Here is a 13743-nt window from a genome sequence, read left to right as displayed (position 1 = left end):
TACTCGGCTTTTGTGAAGTCGGGCTGTCCGTGGAGCCGGGACACCCCGACTTCCGTGAACGCGAGTGGATCGACAGGTCGTGCTGCCGGTGCCGCCACCACCCGGGGTTGCGCCCCGGTGGCACCATCGTTCCGATGAACGTGCGTCGCTTGGCGGCCATCGACATGTACGGCAGCCGAGGAACGGCCCGCCGGCGGTGGATCATCCTGGCCGAGTTCCTCGTCGGTGTGGTTCTCATGGTGACGTGGGGCATCTGGCTGCTGGCGTCGTCGAGCGGCCTCGGCACCCGAGCGATCGGCCTGTGGTTGACCGGCGCAGGTCTCAACTACGCACCGCTGTCCCTGTACGCGCTCGCGCTGATGCGACCCGGTGCCCTCGAAGCCGAACTGGCAGGCGCCGAGATCGACCGGGAGCTGCGCCGGTACACGGTGCTGCAGCTCTGGGTGTTCGTGCCGCTCTCGCTCGTCGTTCTCGCCATCCGCGACGCACTCGCGCGGCGTAAGGCTTGAACGACAACTCTTTGACCACCTGACGAGCCTGTTCGACGCGCCCGTCATCCCACAGGTTTGGCCGACGACAACTTCGAGCACAACCAGCAGGGTCAGGTCCGGTTGCCACTTAGGAGCGAGCCCAGTGAGACCATCGACTCTCGGCGTACTCCTCATAGGGATGGGCACCATCATCGGGGTCCTGCTCGCCAGCACCGTCGGTGAGCGTTATCCAGACGCGTTCGTGGGCGCATCCGCCGTGATCATCATCCTGGGCCTGACTGCCGTGCTCGTGCACGTGCTGCGCCGCCAGCGGCAGCAGAGGGACTGAGGAAACCGCAGACATGCGCAGGGGATCAAGGGGGTTCACGATGCGGCGTCGGCAGGCAACGGGCGCGCTGGTGCTGCTCGCGTTCTTCGTGTTGCTCATCGCGGTGCAGTTCGCCTGGCCGGAGGTGTCACCAGCGCTTCGGTACCTGAGCGGTGGGCTGATCGCGATTGGGCTGCTTGTCGTGGCGGTGGGCTTCGCGGCGAGAGAACGACGGCGTCGCTCTGACGGCTGACGGCTGACGGCCCTCGAATCTCCTGAAGTCGAGGTGCCCAGCAGCCGGGACACACCGACCTCCGTGAAAGCGAGTGGATCCTGCCCGCCGCCGACCTGCGCAGCTCGAACCCGATCGGCGGCCCGACGGCGGCCCAGACGGTCAGGGTCGACGAAAGCCCTGGTAGGCCTGCCAACAGCCCCAGCCGAACGCGGCGAAGCAGGCGACCCGAACCGTCAGCAGGATCGGCAGGCCCAACCGGCCCCGATCGACGAGCCAGTCGTGCAGTCCCCAGAAGAGTGCGGTGAACACGACCGCCGCAACCACTGCGACGGCCAAGCCTGTCACCAGCCGCGCCCAGCGGCGGCTCGGCAGAACCTGAGCCGAGTCGCGGTCGCCGCCGAGTCGGTGCCCCTCGCCGTCGACCCCCGTCATGCCCGGCAGCCTAGCCGTCCCCGGCCAGGGCTGCCCCTGCTGACCAACGGTGTCCGCTGTGGCCACACCGCCCCGCACTCGCAGCAGGACGACACCGCAACTTGCAGACGTAGACCGTCAATGATCGGATGCCGCCATGACGAGGGCCGGTCGGGAATTCTCGACGTCCTACCGAGCCGCCGACGGCAGCGAGCTGCCCCTGCTGGTCTTCGAGCCGGCCGAGGGCACGCCGCCACGCGCCGGCATCGTCCTGTTCCATGGCGGCGCCCTTCGCGAGGGATCGCCGGACGGGCTCGCCCCGCACTGCCGAGCACTGGCATCGCGGGGAATCCTCGCGGTGTCGGCCGGCTACCGGCTGCTCGGTCGTGGCGCCGCGAGCATCGACGACTGCCTCGCTGATGTGCGGCGCGCTGTCGAGCAGTTCGGCCGACTGGCAGCGTCGCGCGGGCTCGACGCGCCGCACCTGGCCTCCGGTGGCAGCTCAGCCGGCGCTCATCTCGCGATGCTCGCGGCGATGACCCCGTCCAGCACGGCACCGGACCTCGGCGTCGCGGCCCTGGTGGCCCTGAACCCTGCCGGACTGGATCTGGGCTCCGTCGAGCCGAACGCGCAGCGCCGCCTCGAACAGGAGGTCGGCATCGCCGGGCGCAGACTGATCGAGTACTCGCTGATCGAGTTCGTGCGGCCGGGCAACCCGCCGACGCAGATCCACCACGGCACTCGCGACGAGATCGAGCCGATCGGCTCGGTGCGGCAGTTCCGGGACGCGATGGTCCGCGCCGGCAACGAGTGCACGCTCCTGGAGTACGCGCACGCCGAGCACGGATTCCACTACCCCGGCACCGGCGGGCACTTCGACGACGTCGTCGACGCCACGGCGCGCTTCCTCCTCGGCCGGACAGCAACGACCTGAACGGCACGTGTCTCAGCTGGGCGGCGGCGGGCACTCCCGCCCGCTGGGCGCCCGACAGGCCACACCCTTCGACCGCGGCGGGACCTCTTCGGGTCCCGCCGCGGTTGCGCATTCCCGGCAGGCGGCGAGGTCGACTCATACTTCTTGCCCCCCACGAGCACGACCTTAAGAAAATTAAGGTCAACTTCTTGGAACTTGAGGATTCTTGAGATACAACTTCAGGTATGACAGAACAGGCCATGGACTGGCAGGACCTGACCAGCCTGACGCGGGGGCAGCCGTTCGTCGTCGAGCGGGTGCGCCTGGCGAGCAACGGCGTCGCGATCGAGGGCGAGTTCGAGCCACCGCAACTGGCTCAGCTCAACGTCGATGACCAGGTCTTCGTCACGGCGTTCGTGCGCTGCCACGGTTCGATCAAGGAGATGGAACGCATCTTCGGGGTGAGCTACCCGACGATCAAGTCACGACTCAACCGGATCACACAGATGCTCGACTTCGTCGAGACCGACCCGGCGCCCCCGCGAGCCGACATCATCGACCGGTTGCGCCGCGGTGAGATCACCGCACAGCAGGCGCTGGCCGAGCTGGACGGCCGCACGTGATGCCGCAGTTGGTGACCGTCAAGGTCAACCGTCCGGACCGCCGGCCCGTCCGCGTCTGGGTTCCGGTGCTCCCCGTGGCGCTCGTGCTCTTCCCGGTCGTGGTCCTGGTCGTGTTGGCGGCGATCGTGGCCTGCGTCGTGTTCCGCATCGGTGTGGTGCGGGCCCTCGGCGCCGCTTGGCGTGTCATCTCCGCGCTACCCGGCGCCCGCTTCGACATCGAGCAGGGCCGCATGGCCGTGTTCGTGGCCATCCGATAAGGAGAGATTCGAATGACCGAACAACGCAAGGACATCCTCGACATGCTGGTCGCCGGCAAGATCACCGCAGAGGAGGCGGAGCAGCTCATCGCCGCACTCGAACGGGACCAGGCACCGGCGACGGTGAGTCACGACGCCCGGCCGAAGGGCAAGGTGAAGTACCTGCGGGTGATGGTGGACGCCACCGACAACGGCGAGCCGTCGCGGGTCAACGTGCGGGTGCCACTGCAACTGCTGCGCGCCGGGGTACGGCTGGCGGCGCTGATCCCGCCGCAGGCCCTGGTCAAGGCCAACGCCTCACTAAGCGACTCTGGCGTGCCGATCGACCTGACGCAGCTCAAGCCCGAGCAGTTGGAGGCGCTCGTGGAGCACCTCGACGAGGTCACAGTGGAGGTGGATTCACCCGATGCCACAGTGCGGGTCTTCTGCGAGTAGGCGCCGTCTGATGGGACGGGCCCTCGAGAGGGTGCTGGAACACCCTCCCGAGGCTGCGCCCGCCGCAGCAGAGCACAGGTGAACTGCCAACCTGAAGTTTAGCCACTCACCAGCAGCAGCGGAGGGACCACTCGGACGGGTGGTCCCTCCGCGCCGTCCCGCCGCTGGTCGTCGCGATCCTCCGGCGCGACTTCGGCTAGAGACCGCCCGACGCGCGGCCTTGCCCGCCTGGCTCCACACCTACAACAATCACCGCCACCACACCGCACTCGGCGGCCCACCCGCCAGCCGCGTCCCCAACCTCTCTGGACAGAACACCTAGACCAGCACCCCGGGAACAGGATCAGGGTTGACCGGGATTGGCGCGCCGGAGCGCTCGGTCACCTGAGCTGGCTGCTGCCCCGCAGCTCTGGTGTACGGATGGACGGGCAGCGTCGCGCCGAACCGCGCGAGTACGTTCTGGATGGGGTTGAAGCACATCTTCCCATTGGACTTCGCGATGGCAATTCCCACCGCCCACACGTGGCCAGCCCCGTCGGACTGCCACACCGGCCCTCCGCTGTCCCCGCCATCCACCGTCGCAGTGGTGCACAGCAGGTAGTCACGCACACCGTCAGGGTAGGTGACGGTTCTCCACTCGGTGATTCTCCCTTCCGTCCAGCCCGTCCTCCGACCCATCTTGCCGACCAACATGCCGGGACTGAGGGCACTGTTGTTGAAGTAGCCCACGACCCTGCCTGGGCTGCGTCCGCTCACCGGATCCACAACGATTTGTGTGGCGTCGTCCCCGGCGTCCATGCGAATCAGTGCTCCATCGAAGGAGTTCGTTGTGTATATGTCACCGACTCGGTCGTTGCGGATCACCGTGCCGTATCGGCGATCGCTGCCGTACACGATGTCCCCGGTCCGGCCGTAACCCCAGCAGTGCCCTGCGGAGACCAGAAACATCCCACTCGACCCACGGACCGCGTAGCCGCCTGTGCAAGACCCCGGCGTGGTGCCCGGGGCATTGGGGTACATCGGATCACCAGGCCGATAGAGATAACCGGCCGCCTGCACCGGCGCCGCTCCCAGCAGCACCCCCACACAGATGATTGTCAGCGCCGCGATAGACGCTCTAAAAAGTCGCACCGCTACTCCGAACGTAAGGAATCGGCAAAGCTCGGCTTATGACGGCGCAGCCCGCATAAGCCGATGTATAGGACGGACACCAGCATCACCGGGCGGGAACATCGAGTCAAGCACATGTTCATGCTGCTGACCCGACAGTCAGAATCGCTCTGAACTCTGCCCTCGCGGCAGTCTCGGTCCGCTCTTCGTGCTGGGCCGTGTATTCAAAGGTTCACCACAGCATCGCGGCGGACGGAGGACGCCCTTCGATCGCTGCCCTACAGTCGTCGGCACTGTCGACGGAAGGAACCTCATGAACGAGAACGACCAGACGATGTTTCGTACGTCCGCCCGCCTCACCTTCGTGTTCATGCTGCTGATGGGCTTGCTGGCCTGGGTTCTCGTCCAAGCCGTGCTGGCACTCATCGCGGGGCGGTCGGCGGCCGACTACACGAGCATCGCCGTTTCGGGCGTCCTCTACGCCGTCGTCTTCAGCGCTCTCTCGCTTGTGCTGCATCGCAGGAACTGGTCATCGGTCGACGTCACCGGGCCGGCACTGGCGCTCGCCGAGAAGGGGCGAACGGCCGTCCTCCCGTGGCAGGCGATCCAGTCGGCGACGGTCCGCCGTCCTGGCCCGTTCGCCGTTCTTGAGGTCATCCTGCGCCCAGAAGCGGTCGCGCCATCCGCCACGACGCTTCGTCCTGGGATTCGCGCCGGTCAGCCTGTCTACACGATCAACGTCGGACTGCTTCGGCCGGCGACGGGCGTCCTGCGTACCGCACTCGCCCGTCACCTGCCACAGGTCGCCGACCGCTCCTGACCTGCGCTCGCGAAGTCACTGCGGCTACCGAAGACGGCTCACCCGCCGAGCGGCTCGTCAGCTCTTGGCCTTGCTGCGACGAGCCCGCCCACGGGGCTTGTCGTCGCCGCCGGCGAGCCGGGTGAAGGTGAGCATGTTCGCCAACGCCACGGCGACGATCGCGACGCCGACCTGGATCGCGAGCACTACCCAGTCCCAGCGCAGCACCCACACCTCCACGCCGGCTCCGTCGTCGATGTCGAGCGCTCTGGCGACCACCGTGCCCAGCACGGCCGAGCCGACGCCGATGACGAACGTGGCGAAGAAGCCGATCCGTTGCCGCCCCGGCAGGATGAGCCGGCCGAGCAGGCCGACGAGGGCACCGATGAGCACCGCGCCGAGATAACCAGTTACCAGCATTGCTGTCTCTCCCCTCCAGCAGTGCCGAGGTACATGCCCGAATCTCACGTTCCCGGAAACCCCACCCCGGCCTCGACCGGTCGCGGAATGGTGTCGAAGCGACGCCATCGGGCACGTCGATGGGGGTCGCTCGGGGGGATCCGCGTCGTCCGCAGCGCTCGTGTTGGGCCCACTCGGCAGGATGGGTAGCCTGCCGGCATGGCAAAGGTCGTCACGTACCTGGAGATGAACAACGCCACGGAGGTCGAAGCCGAGTAGTTGTCGGCTCAGGCCGAAGCGAACCGGCGGTACGACCGCGGTACGACGGAGCGGCCCTCGTCGTCAACGCACCACGCGAGTTGCCGAGCGCGAGCCGACGGCGGTGTCTCACCACAAGGGCTGAGCGGCGTCTCGTCATGGCTGCGAGGGCTACGATCGACCGTGCGATTCGTGGGCTCGGAGTTGGGTGAGGCCGCAGCCTGGGAGGCTGCCTTCCCGCGTCGTCTCGGTGATGACGTGCGGAGGGCGTTGGCAGTCCTACCGTCGGTGCCGCCCGCGCGGACGTCGTCGTTCCGTGTGCTGGTCGAGGGCGAGCCGGTCCTGATTCCATCGCGGATCTACTCCGACGAGCCGCCCGTCGCCGCGGAGGCGACGCTGTCCGCCACCCAGCGTGCGGTGCTGGACTGCCTGTACACCCGCCACCACGATGGCCGGGTCCGGCAGCGGCGGTTGGAGCGGGTGGTCGGCGCGATCCAACAGTGGGTGGCGCCGTTCGTGGTGCAGTTGGTGGGCGAGTACGTGGACGAGATTCTGCTGGTCATCGAGCGAGTACTCACGCCGGAGCTGGTTGTGCCACACAGCCCGGTGGCCGCCGTCTACGGGCGGTGTGCCGCCGAGAACCCCGCGTTCATGGCGCTCACCGGCCAGCGGGTTGTCAGCTACTGGGACTGCTACCACCGTCGGCGCTACCCCACGCTCAACGACTACCCAGGGCACGCCGTGCTGGCAGCGCTGCGGACGGCGGCACAGCGAGCCGGCGAGGAGGCACCGCCCGCCGGCTGCCACCTGGCGGACCTCGACGTGCCGATCGTGAACACGCCGCAGGCAGCCATGCACCACGGCGGCGCGGCCTCGATCGACGCTCAGCCACGGAAGGCCTGACCAGTGCATCAGTTCCGGGCGGTGATATTCGACTGGCGAGGCACGCTCGTCACCACGCTGTCGTCGCAGGACTGGGTGCACGCGGCGTTACGGCTCCTCGGGCGCGACGATCGGCCGGAAGCGGTCGCCGGCGTGTTGGCAGCCATCACCGAGGCGGCCGGACAACCGGATCGCCTGGCGGCCCCGGGGGTGGACCGGGATGCCGCGGTGCACCGGGCGACGTACCACGGCGTCTTCACCGCGGCCGGCCTCGACGTCGACCTGGCAGATGCCCTGTACGCCGTGGAGTCCGATGCCGCGTACAACGAGTTCGCCGTCGACGTGGCTCCGGTACTGCGCGCGATCTCCACACACGGCCTGCGCATCGCAGTGGTCAGCGACATCCACTTCGACGTGCGCCCGGCGTTCGTTGCTGCGGGTATCGCCGACCTCATCTCGGTTTTCGTGCTGTCCTACGAGCACGGTGTGCAGAAACCCGATCCGGAGATCTTCCAGCACGCCCTCGACCGACTCGGTGCGCTGCCGACGGAGACGCTGATGGTCGGCGACCGGTACGAGTACGACGGCGCCGCCCTGGACGTCGGCATGACGACGCTGCTGCTGCCGCCGCTGAACGACGTCCGTCACGAGCGGCTCGGCCTGGCCGCCCGGCTGCTCGGCGTACCCCTCGGCGACGCACCCCCGCCGCCCGGCCCAGAGTGACGCCCCGGCGTAGCCGGAGCCAGGGCCACCGCGCGCAGCACGCCGATGATCAGGCCGCGGGCGTGTCGGCTCGGTCCACTACGCTGGCGGAACTTTCACACGTGAACGAAGGACGCACATGGCCCGCCCCTACAGTCCCGGACCGAAGCTGTTCGTCTTCGCTGCCGGTGATGGCAACGACCAACACGTCTCGGTGAGCGACCCCCAGGAGGCGTACGTAGCGTTCTCTGCGTTCTTCCGGGGTCGAGAGTCCGACACTTACACCATCACTGACGAAGCGGCGAAGCAGAGTTTGGTGCTCAGGCCCCGTCGGGGTGTGATCTCCCGAATCGAGGATGCTGATCAACCTCGGTCGGAACACCTCCAGGTCGACAGGGGCAACCGCTACCTTCCGAGCGCGATGCTGTTCTTCGAGAACGGATACGCCGGCCTCGACTACTTCGGCCAGTGGTTCCCTGAACTCTCCGACCTCGACGCGTCACCGGAGACCCGCGGTGCCGCCCGCGCCGCCACGTTCACGACGGAAGCAGCGGCAATCGAAGAAGTCGGCCGGATCTGGGCGGATTCGGGAATCGTCGACCCGAGCGATACGTACTACGTCTTCTTCGACTCACATGATGTCGACGATGATCGGGCCGAACGAGCCGAACTGCTCCAGTTGATCGAATTCCTCGGTCTCGAACGGGTCGACGCCCCGGCCGAGGCCGCCGGGGGCGAAGTCTGGGTGCGCACCGACCCACGCCTCGCAGTCGAATGTGCACGGTGGGCGTGAACAGATGACAGACATCGTTTTCACGCGTAGCGGCTGGATCCCGAAGGTGATCCGCGAGGACGGCGAGCTGAAGCTGATGCTCGCCGCCGGGGCCGACGCCAACCACGAGCCTCGCACGTTCACGTTCCCGATCGGGGACGCCCACCTCGCGGTGATCCGGGAGGACCTGGCCAGGCACCTGCTGCTGTGGAGTGCGGTCCTTCCGCTGTGCGACGCCGCCGGAACCCGGGGCCAGCTCGACGAGAACGCTGCCGTCGCGCTCTTGGACCCGATCCTGCTTTCCCCGCCCTCGGATGTTGACGCGCTCTTTCGGCGCATCCGGTGGGACAGGCATCGTCTCGTCGCCCATGGCGCCGACATCGAGCTACTGGAGCGCGGTCAGGTCTGCGAGGCGATGCGCACGGCGACGGAGAGGTCGAACGCGAAACGTGCCCAGGAGTATCACGCTAACCGCCGTCGCGCCGAGCGCGGAGTAGTCCTCGGGCCACTCGACACTGAGATTCTGCGGTACACGGGCCAGTATCTGCACGGCGCGACGGTTCCGAGGCGGAACCCCGATGCCGTCGACCCCGCACTGCTGCCCCAGGTCATGCGTGTGATCGCCACCGCGGAGCAGACGTGCGCCGGAATGCGGATCGGCCTCGATCCGCGGCGGGGAAAACGGGCCACCGACAAGCGCGACTGGGATCGGATGGCGGCGACTGTCGACGAGGCAGTGCGCCGCGCGTACCCCGAACTGGCTGATGACGCGGTGCGGACGGTGAGCTTTCTGATGTGCTCGGAGGCCGCGGACCGCTCCAAGAGCACCCCGGTGGAAGACGACGACGAGGCCGCCGGCGACCACGGTAAGACGGCCCTGTCGTTCACCGATGACAAGGGCGGCGAGAAGAAATGGGTACGGGACGGGCCGCGCACCGCCTCCGCCGAGTTCTGGGAGTTCGTCGCCGATCGCTCTGCCGGGAACAACGAAGTGTTCACCATCGAGGACGAGGAGATGGGCGAGGGGATCCAACTCCACTTCTACGCGGACTCCATCGCCAGGATCACGACGGTGCGACACGGGGAAGACGGGTCGGACCCGGAGTACCAGGTCGAGTACAGCCTGGTCGACGGGATCGGCGGGTACCGGAAGCTGGTGAGCGCCTTCGTCCGCGGCGGCTGCGTCGCACTCGAACAACACGGTCCCTGGATGTCGGACGTCGCCGAGTTCGAGCGCGCGCGTCGTCGGCGCGACGCCCGGTAGTCCCAGAGGGAGGCCGGTGCCGAGGCCAGCGGCCGTCAGCGGGGAGGCCGACCAGCGTTAGCGACATCCACCAGGTACGCGCCCCGATACTCAGCTCGCAACCGCCGCGTGGGAGGCCGTCGCGCCGCCGATGTTAGGTTCGCTGGCATGACCGGGCAGATCACGGCCGCGCAGTTCCACGCGGCCGACGGTGTCGAGGACTGGCGCTGCCTCTACCACCTGGTCTCGGCCTACTTCCCGACCGGCTCGCTGTCCAAGGGCATCGCGCTCGTCGATGAGATTGGCCGGCTAACCGACGAGGCCCAGCAGCAATACCTCATCGTCGACCTGCGCGGCAGCGGCGTCACGGTGAGCCTGAATCGGCGCGACATTCCGTTGGCCCGGCGCATCTCGGCCGCCGCCAAGGAGCTGGGCCTCCCCGCCGACCCGACCGCCGTACAACTCATCAACGTCACCCTTGACGCACTCGTCGGCGCGGACGTGCTGCCGTTCTGGCGGGCGCTGCTCGGCTATGGGCAGATTGGCGACGACTACCTGTTCGACCCGTCGCGCCGCGGCCCGGGCTTCGGCTTGCAACCGTCGGACGAGGCGCGCCCACAGCGCAACCGCATGCACCTCGACATAGCTGTCCCGCACGATCAGGCAGAGGCTCGCATCGCCGCCGCCCTGGCCGCCGGCGGCACCCTGGTCTCCGACGCGCACGCACCCAGGTGGTGGGTCCTGGCCGACGCCGAGGGCAACGAGGCGTGCGTCGCCACCTGGGTCGGCCGCGAATAGCAGGACAACGGGCTCTCACCTGGTGAGGCCGACAAGCGTCGCCAGTCGCGCCACACCGGCCGGCGCCGGCTGCGCGCGGGCAACATCGGCAATCACGGTACGCGCCAACGCCCGCCCACCGACCACCCCGGCGCGGGCTCATCTGGGCGCCCCTCACCAAACCCGGGCGGACCCTCAGCGACAACCCGGGAAACGCCGGACAGGATCGAGATTCGAGCTGGCTCGAATGTCTCGGCTGCGCCGCTATCCCCGGGGTTGACTGACGCCGTCCACACCGGTGCCACCAGCACGATCACTCAGCTCCGGCAGAAGGATCCCCCAGCTAAGGAGACTCATGAAGCGACAAATCCTGGCGTTCTTCGGTGCGTTGGCGCTGGCTGCCGGCGGGCTCCTGGCCGTGGCCAGCCCGGCCCAGGCGGCGACGTCGCGCAACGGCGTGTGCGAGAGCGGCGAACTGTGCATGTGGCAGCACAGCGACCTGCGCGGCGGTCGCTACGACACCCTCTCGACCACTGCGAACTTCAATCAATGGTCGTTCGTGGCTGCCTGCACCTCGGGCTGCGTGCTGCACGACAACGTCAGCTCGCTGCGCAACTACGACCCGGTGAATCCGGTCCGCCTCTTCGAGCACGAGAACTACCGGGGCCTCTACTTCTGGCGGCAGAAGGCCAACAGCGGCCAGTCCGACGAGGCCCTGAACCTCACGCTGGACCGCGACCAGAACGGGAACCACTGGGACAACCGATTCGACTCGTTCTGCTTTGTCTGGACCGGCCAGCCGCAGACCCGCTGCCGCCCCTAGGACCGCATCGAGGGGCTCGCGTCGGCCGCGAAACAGCGGGCAACGCGGGCCCCTCAAGCCTGAGCGAGGTCTTCATGCCCATGATCCGTAGCCAATTCGCGGCCCTGGTGCTGGCCTGTCTGACCGTCGCTGCCGGGACCGCCTGTGAACCGAGCGGGCCCGCGCAACGGCCCGCCGGGCCGTCGCCGGTGGCGACCATGAGCCTTCCGTTGGACCGACTGTTTCCGTCCGGGGACGAGGATCTGCTTCTCCAGCGGGCCGAGGCGAAACTTGTCGTGGCCTGCATGCGCCGGCTCGGCATCTCCTACCGGCCGCCGGAACCGCACCACACCGACCCGGCTGCCACCCGGGACGGGTTGTACGGGCTGGTGGAGCACGACCAGGCGCAGCGCCTCGGCTACCACGCCGCACCCGGCGGTGAGGCGGCTGAGGACAAGCCTCCACCGCCTCCGGAAAGGACAGCGGTGGCCCTCAGCGGCACCCGGTTCGGCACCGACGGACCCGAGCCGGCCGGCGGCCGGATCCCTCAGGGCGGCTGCCTCGGCGAGGCGAACCGGCGACTGACCGAGGGCGCACCACCGGTCAGCGAGACGCTCCTGTACGACATGGCCCTGCGGGCCGGCCAACAGGCAGAGCAGGACGCGCGCGTTCAGGCCGGGTTCCGGGCCTGGTCGACGTGCATGGCCGGCAAGGGGTTCACCTACGCCGACCCGTGGCAGGCCAACGACGACCCGAGGTGGAGCACCGACCATCCCAGCGACGTGGAGCGCCGGACCGCGGTAGCCGACGTAGCGTGCAAGGACAGCACGGATCTCGTGACGATCTGGCAAGCCGCAATGGTGGAGCACCAACAGCGCACGATCGCGACCCGCTCCGCCGACATCGAACGCTACGAGCAGGCCAAGAGCGCCCGGCTCGCCAACGGCCGACGCGTGCTGGCGACGAGGTGAGGCCAGCCGCGACCGGCGGGTAGGGCGGTCAGCGGGTCAGGCCGACCAGGTTGGCCAGTCGCGCCACACCGGCCGGCGCCGGGTGACCCCGGGCAACATCGGCGATCACGGTACGCGCCAGCGGCCGGCACCGGACCTCAGCCGGCGCGACGCTGTCCGCGTCGACGAGCGCGCGAGCAGCGCCGCGCACGTCACCCACCTGGAGGTACGCCCGCGTGACATCAACCAAATACGCGCCCCGATACTCGGCCGGCAACCGCCGCCACGCCTCCCGCCGCACCACTGTCGAATGCCTTTGGAGCGCCTCGACGGCTTGACCCCGTTGCGCCGTCACCAGCACCCGCGCCAGCTCGACGGCGATCGGCCCGAAGCTGGTGCGGTGCACATCGTCGTACCCCCTCAGCCCAGCGGCGATCCCCGCGGCCCGGTCGATCAGCTCGTCGGCGCGGTGTGTGTCGCCGCAGCCGACTGCGGCCAGGGCGGCCTGGAGCAGCAGCGTCCCACCCACAGCCCACTCCCCCGCCGACCGCTGCGGACCGGAGGTGATGCGGTTCGCGGCGGCGAGCGTCGCGGCCAGGGCCAGGCGGTCGCGGCCCGACGCACGCAGCGCCTGGGCTACCGAGATGGCCGCCGTCGCCGCCAGTATCGGGTCGTCGCCGGCAGCGGACATCGCCCGGTCGGCGGCCAACCAGCCGAGGTTGGCCTCGCCGAGCTTCACCAGCAGCGACGAGGTGATCCGGTACGCCTCCACCAGCAACTCCGGTGTCTGCGCGCCCTGGGTGGTGTCGAGCAGACCCGGCAGGACTCGCACCAACTGGGCGTAGTGCGCGTGCTGGTAGCTCAGCCAGGCGTACCCGACCTGCCTCCTTACTTCTTCTGTCGTCTGCTCTTGGGCTTGCAGGGTGTCGTAGCGGGCGAGCGCGGCCCGGATGTCGTCCACCCCGTCCGGCGTGCCGGCAGGCGTTGGCCGCTGCTGACCGAGCAGCACCTCCGGGTCGACCCGCAGCACGTGGGCCAACTCCTGGATCACCGAGTACCGGTCCAGGGCGCGCACACCCCGCTCCACCTTGTCCACCCAGCTCTTCGACCTGCGTAGCCGATCGGCGAGCATCTGCTGCGTCATCGACCGCCGCACCCGCCAACGGGCGACGCGGCGACCGATCGGGAGGTCATCGTTGGTCACGCCGCCACCGCCGGTCCGGGACCGCACGGGTCGTGTCGTCGACGGGTACGCGTTCCGCCTCGGCCTGCGCCAGAAGGCGCTGCTTGGCAGCCTCCCGCTCGGCCGCCTCACCCGTGTTCTCCGGAGCGTTGTCGTCCCGACCGCTCATCCCCCGCCTCCTCCGGTAGAGGCCC

Annotated in this window: 20 protein-coding genes; 15 read left to right on the top strand and 5 right to left on the bottom strand. The window is 68.7% G+C overall.

All coding sequences use genetic code 11. The features are described from left to right. The 3 genes from AB0C20_RS30615 to AB0C20_RS30605 form a co-directional block, all read left to right on the top strand. Positions 1 to 509: hypothetical protein (locus AB0C20_RS30615; RefSeq protein ID WP_357569259.1), on the top strand; the 509-nt coding region annotated here is incomplete at its 5' end. A 124-nt stretch (positions 510 to 633) separates the two neighbouring features. Next, complete coding sequence (locus AB0C20_RS30610; RefSeq protein WP_357186950.1) at positions 634 to 819, top strand: hypothetical protein; 186 nt, start codon at positions 634 to 636, stop codon at positions 817 to 819. A 40-nt stretch (positions 820 to 859) separates the two neighbouring features. After that, positions 860 to 1051, top strand: a complete 192-nt coding sequence (locus AB0C20_RS30605) for a hypothetical protein (RefSeq protein ID WP_357569258.1) — start codon at positions 860 to 862, stop codon at positions 1049 to 1051. Between the two features lie 141 nt (positions 1052 to 1192). On the opposite strand, the gene AB0C20_RS30600 is transcribed toward AB0C20_RS30605, so the two are convergent. Next, a complete protein-coding gene (locus AB0C20_RS30600; RefSeq protein ID WP_357569257.1) occupies positions 1193 to 1465 on the bottom strand; it encodes a hypothetical protein in 273 nt (90 codons plus the stop codon). A 136-nt stretch (positions 1466 to 1601) separates the two neighbouring features. Here AB0C20_RS30600 and AB0C20_RS30595 point away from each other — a divergent pair, with 136 nt between their 5' ends. The 4 genes from AB0C20_RS30595 (at position 1602) to AB0C20_RS30580 (ending at position 3672) form a co-directional block, all read left to right on the top strand. Next, complete coding sequence (locus AB0C20_RS30595; RefSeq protein ID WP_357569256.1) at positions 1602 to 2378, top strand: alpha/beta hydrolase; 777 nt, start codon at positions 1602 to 1604, stop codon at positions 2376 to 2378. Positions 2379 to 2602: 224 nt separating this feature from the next. Then, a complete protein-coding gene (locus tag AB0C20_RS30590) occupies positions 2603 to 2980 on the top strand; it encodes a DUF2089 domain-containing protein (protein ID WP_357186962.1) in 378 nt (125 codons plus the stop codon). Then, positions 2980 to 3237 carry a hypothetical protein gene (locus AB0C20_RS30585; protein ID WP_357186965.1) on the top strand — a complete coding sequence of 86 codons (258 nt, stop codon included), beginning with the start codon at positions 2980 to 2982 and terminating at the stop codon, positions 3235 to 3237. The genes AB0C20_RS30590 and AB0C20_RS30585 overlap by 1 nt, the downstream gene beginning before the upstream one ends. A 12-nt stretch (positions 3238 to 3249) precedes the next feature. Then, entirely contained in the window at positions 3250 to 3672 is a 423-nt protein-coding gene (locus AB0C20_RS30580; RefSeq protein ID WP_357186969.1) for a hypothetical protein, read from the top strand. 318 nt (positions 3673 to 3990) lie between these two features. Here AB0C20_RS30580 and AB0C20_RS30575 read toward each other — a convergent pair whose 3' ends face one another. Next, positions 3991 to 4758, bottom strand: coding sequence for a trypsin-like serine protease (locus AB0C20_RS30575; RefSeq protein WP_357186972.1), 768 nt, complete (start codon positions 4756 to 4758; stop codon positions 3991 to 3993). 337 nt (positions 4759 to 5095) lie between these two features. Here AB0C20_RS30575 and AB0C20_RS30570 point away from each other — a divergent pair, with 337 nt between their 5' ends. Continuing rightward, on the top strand, positions 5096 to 5602 hold the full coding sequence (locus tag AB0C20_RS30570) for a hypothetical protein (protein WP_357569255.1): 507 nt from the start codon (positions 5096 to 5098) through the stop codon (positions 5600 to 5602). A 57-nt stretch (positions 5603 to 5659) separates the two neighbouring features. On the opposite strand, the gene AB0C20_RS30565 is transcribed toward AB0C20_RS30570, so the two are convergent. Further along, positions 5660 to 6001, bottom strand: a complete 342-nt coding sequence (locus AB0C20_RS30565) for a GlsB/YeaQ/YmgE family stress response membrane protein (protein ID WP_357186978.1) — start codon at positions 5999 to 6001, stop codon at positions 5660 to 5662. A 429-nt stretch (positions 6002 to 6430) separates the two neighbouring features. On the opposite strand from AB0C20_RS30565, the gene AB0C20_RS30560 reads away from it, so the two are divergent. From AB0C20_RS30560 to AB0C20_RS30530, 7 genes are all read left to right on the top strand, one after another. Next, the gene (locus AB0C20_RS30560) at positions 6431 to 7141 is read left to right on the top strand and encodes a hypothetical protein (RefSeq protein WP_357569254.1); all 711 of its coding nucleotides are present in this window, start codon (positions 6431 to 6433) and stop codon (positions 7139 to 7141) included. A gap of 3 nt (positions 7142 to 7144) precedes the next feature. Further along, positions 7145 to 7843 carry an HAD family hydrolase gene (locus AB0C20_RS30555; RefSeq protein ID WP_357569253.1) on the top strand — a complete coding sequence of 233 codons (699 nt, stop codon included), beginning with the start codon at positions 7145 to 7147 and terminating at the stop codon, positions 7841 to 7843. Positions 7844 to 7961: 118 nt separating this feature from the next. Continuing rightward, positions 7962 to 8615, top strand: coding sequence for a hypothetical protein (locus AB0C20_RS30550; RefSeq protein WP_357186987.1), 654 nt, complete (start codon positions 7962 to 7964; stop codon positions 8613 to 8615). Positions 8616 to 8619: 4 nt separating this feature from the next. Then, positions 8620 to 9858 (top strand): DUF6357 family protein, encoded by a 1239-nt coding sequence (locus tag AB0C20_RS30545; protein WP_357569252.1) that lies wholly within the window; start codon positions 8620 to 8622, stop codon positions 9856 to 9858. Positions 9859 to 10005: 147 nt separating this feature from the next. Then, complete coding sequence (locus AB0C20_RS30540) at positions 10006 to 10635, top strand: VOC family protein (RefSeq protein WP_357569251.1); 630 nt, start codon at positions 10006 to 10008, stop codon at positions 10633 to 10635. Positions 10636 to 10969: 334 nt separating this feature from the next. After that, positions 10970 to 11437: a peptidase inhibitor family I36 protein gene (locus AB0C20_RS30535; RefSeq protein ID WP_238685948.1), complete on the top strand. Its 468-nt coding sequence runs from the start codon at positions 10970 to 10972 to the stop codon at positions 11435 to 11437. Positions 11438 to 11511: 74 nt separating this feature from the next. After that, positions 11512 to 12387, top strand: a complete 876-nt coding sequence (locus tag AB0C20_RS30530; protein WP_357186997.1) for a hypothetical protein — start codon at positions 11512 to 11514, stop codon at positions 12385 to 12387. Positions 12388 to 12415: 28 nt separating this feature from the next. On the opposite strand, the gene AB0C20_RS30525 is transcribed toward AB0C20_RS30530, so the two are convergent. Further along, the gene (locus tag AB0C20_RS30525) at positions 12416 to 13570 is read right to left on the bottom strand and encodes a helix-turn-helix transcriptional regulator (protein WP_357569250.1); all 1155 of its coding nucleotides are present in this window, start codon (positions 13568 to 13570) and stop codon (positions 12416 to 12418) included. Beyond that, positions 13557 to 13743, bottom strand: a 187-nt coding sequence (locus AB0C20_RS30520) for a hypothetical protein (protein WP_357569249.1), incomplete at its 5' end; no start/stop codon positions are given. The genes AB0C20_RS30520 and AB0C20_RS30525, both read right to left, overlap by 14 nt.

Source organism: Micromonospora sp. NPDC048843 (assembly GCF_040649965.1).
In the GTDB taxonomy this organism is placed as follows: domain Bacteria; phylum Actinomycetota; class Actinomycetes; order Mycobacteriales; family Micromonosporaceae; genus Micromonospora; species Micromonospora hortensis.
The sequence above is the reverse complement of the archived record's forward strand: the minus strand, read 5'-3'. Positions and strand labels throughout refer to the sequence as shown.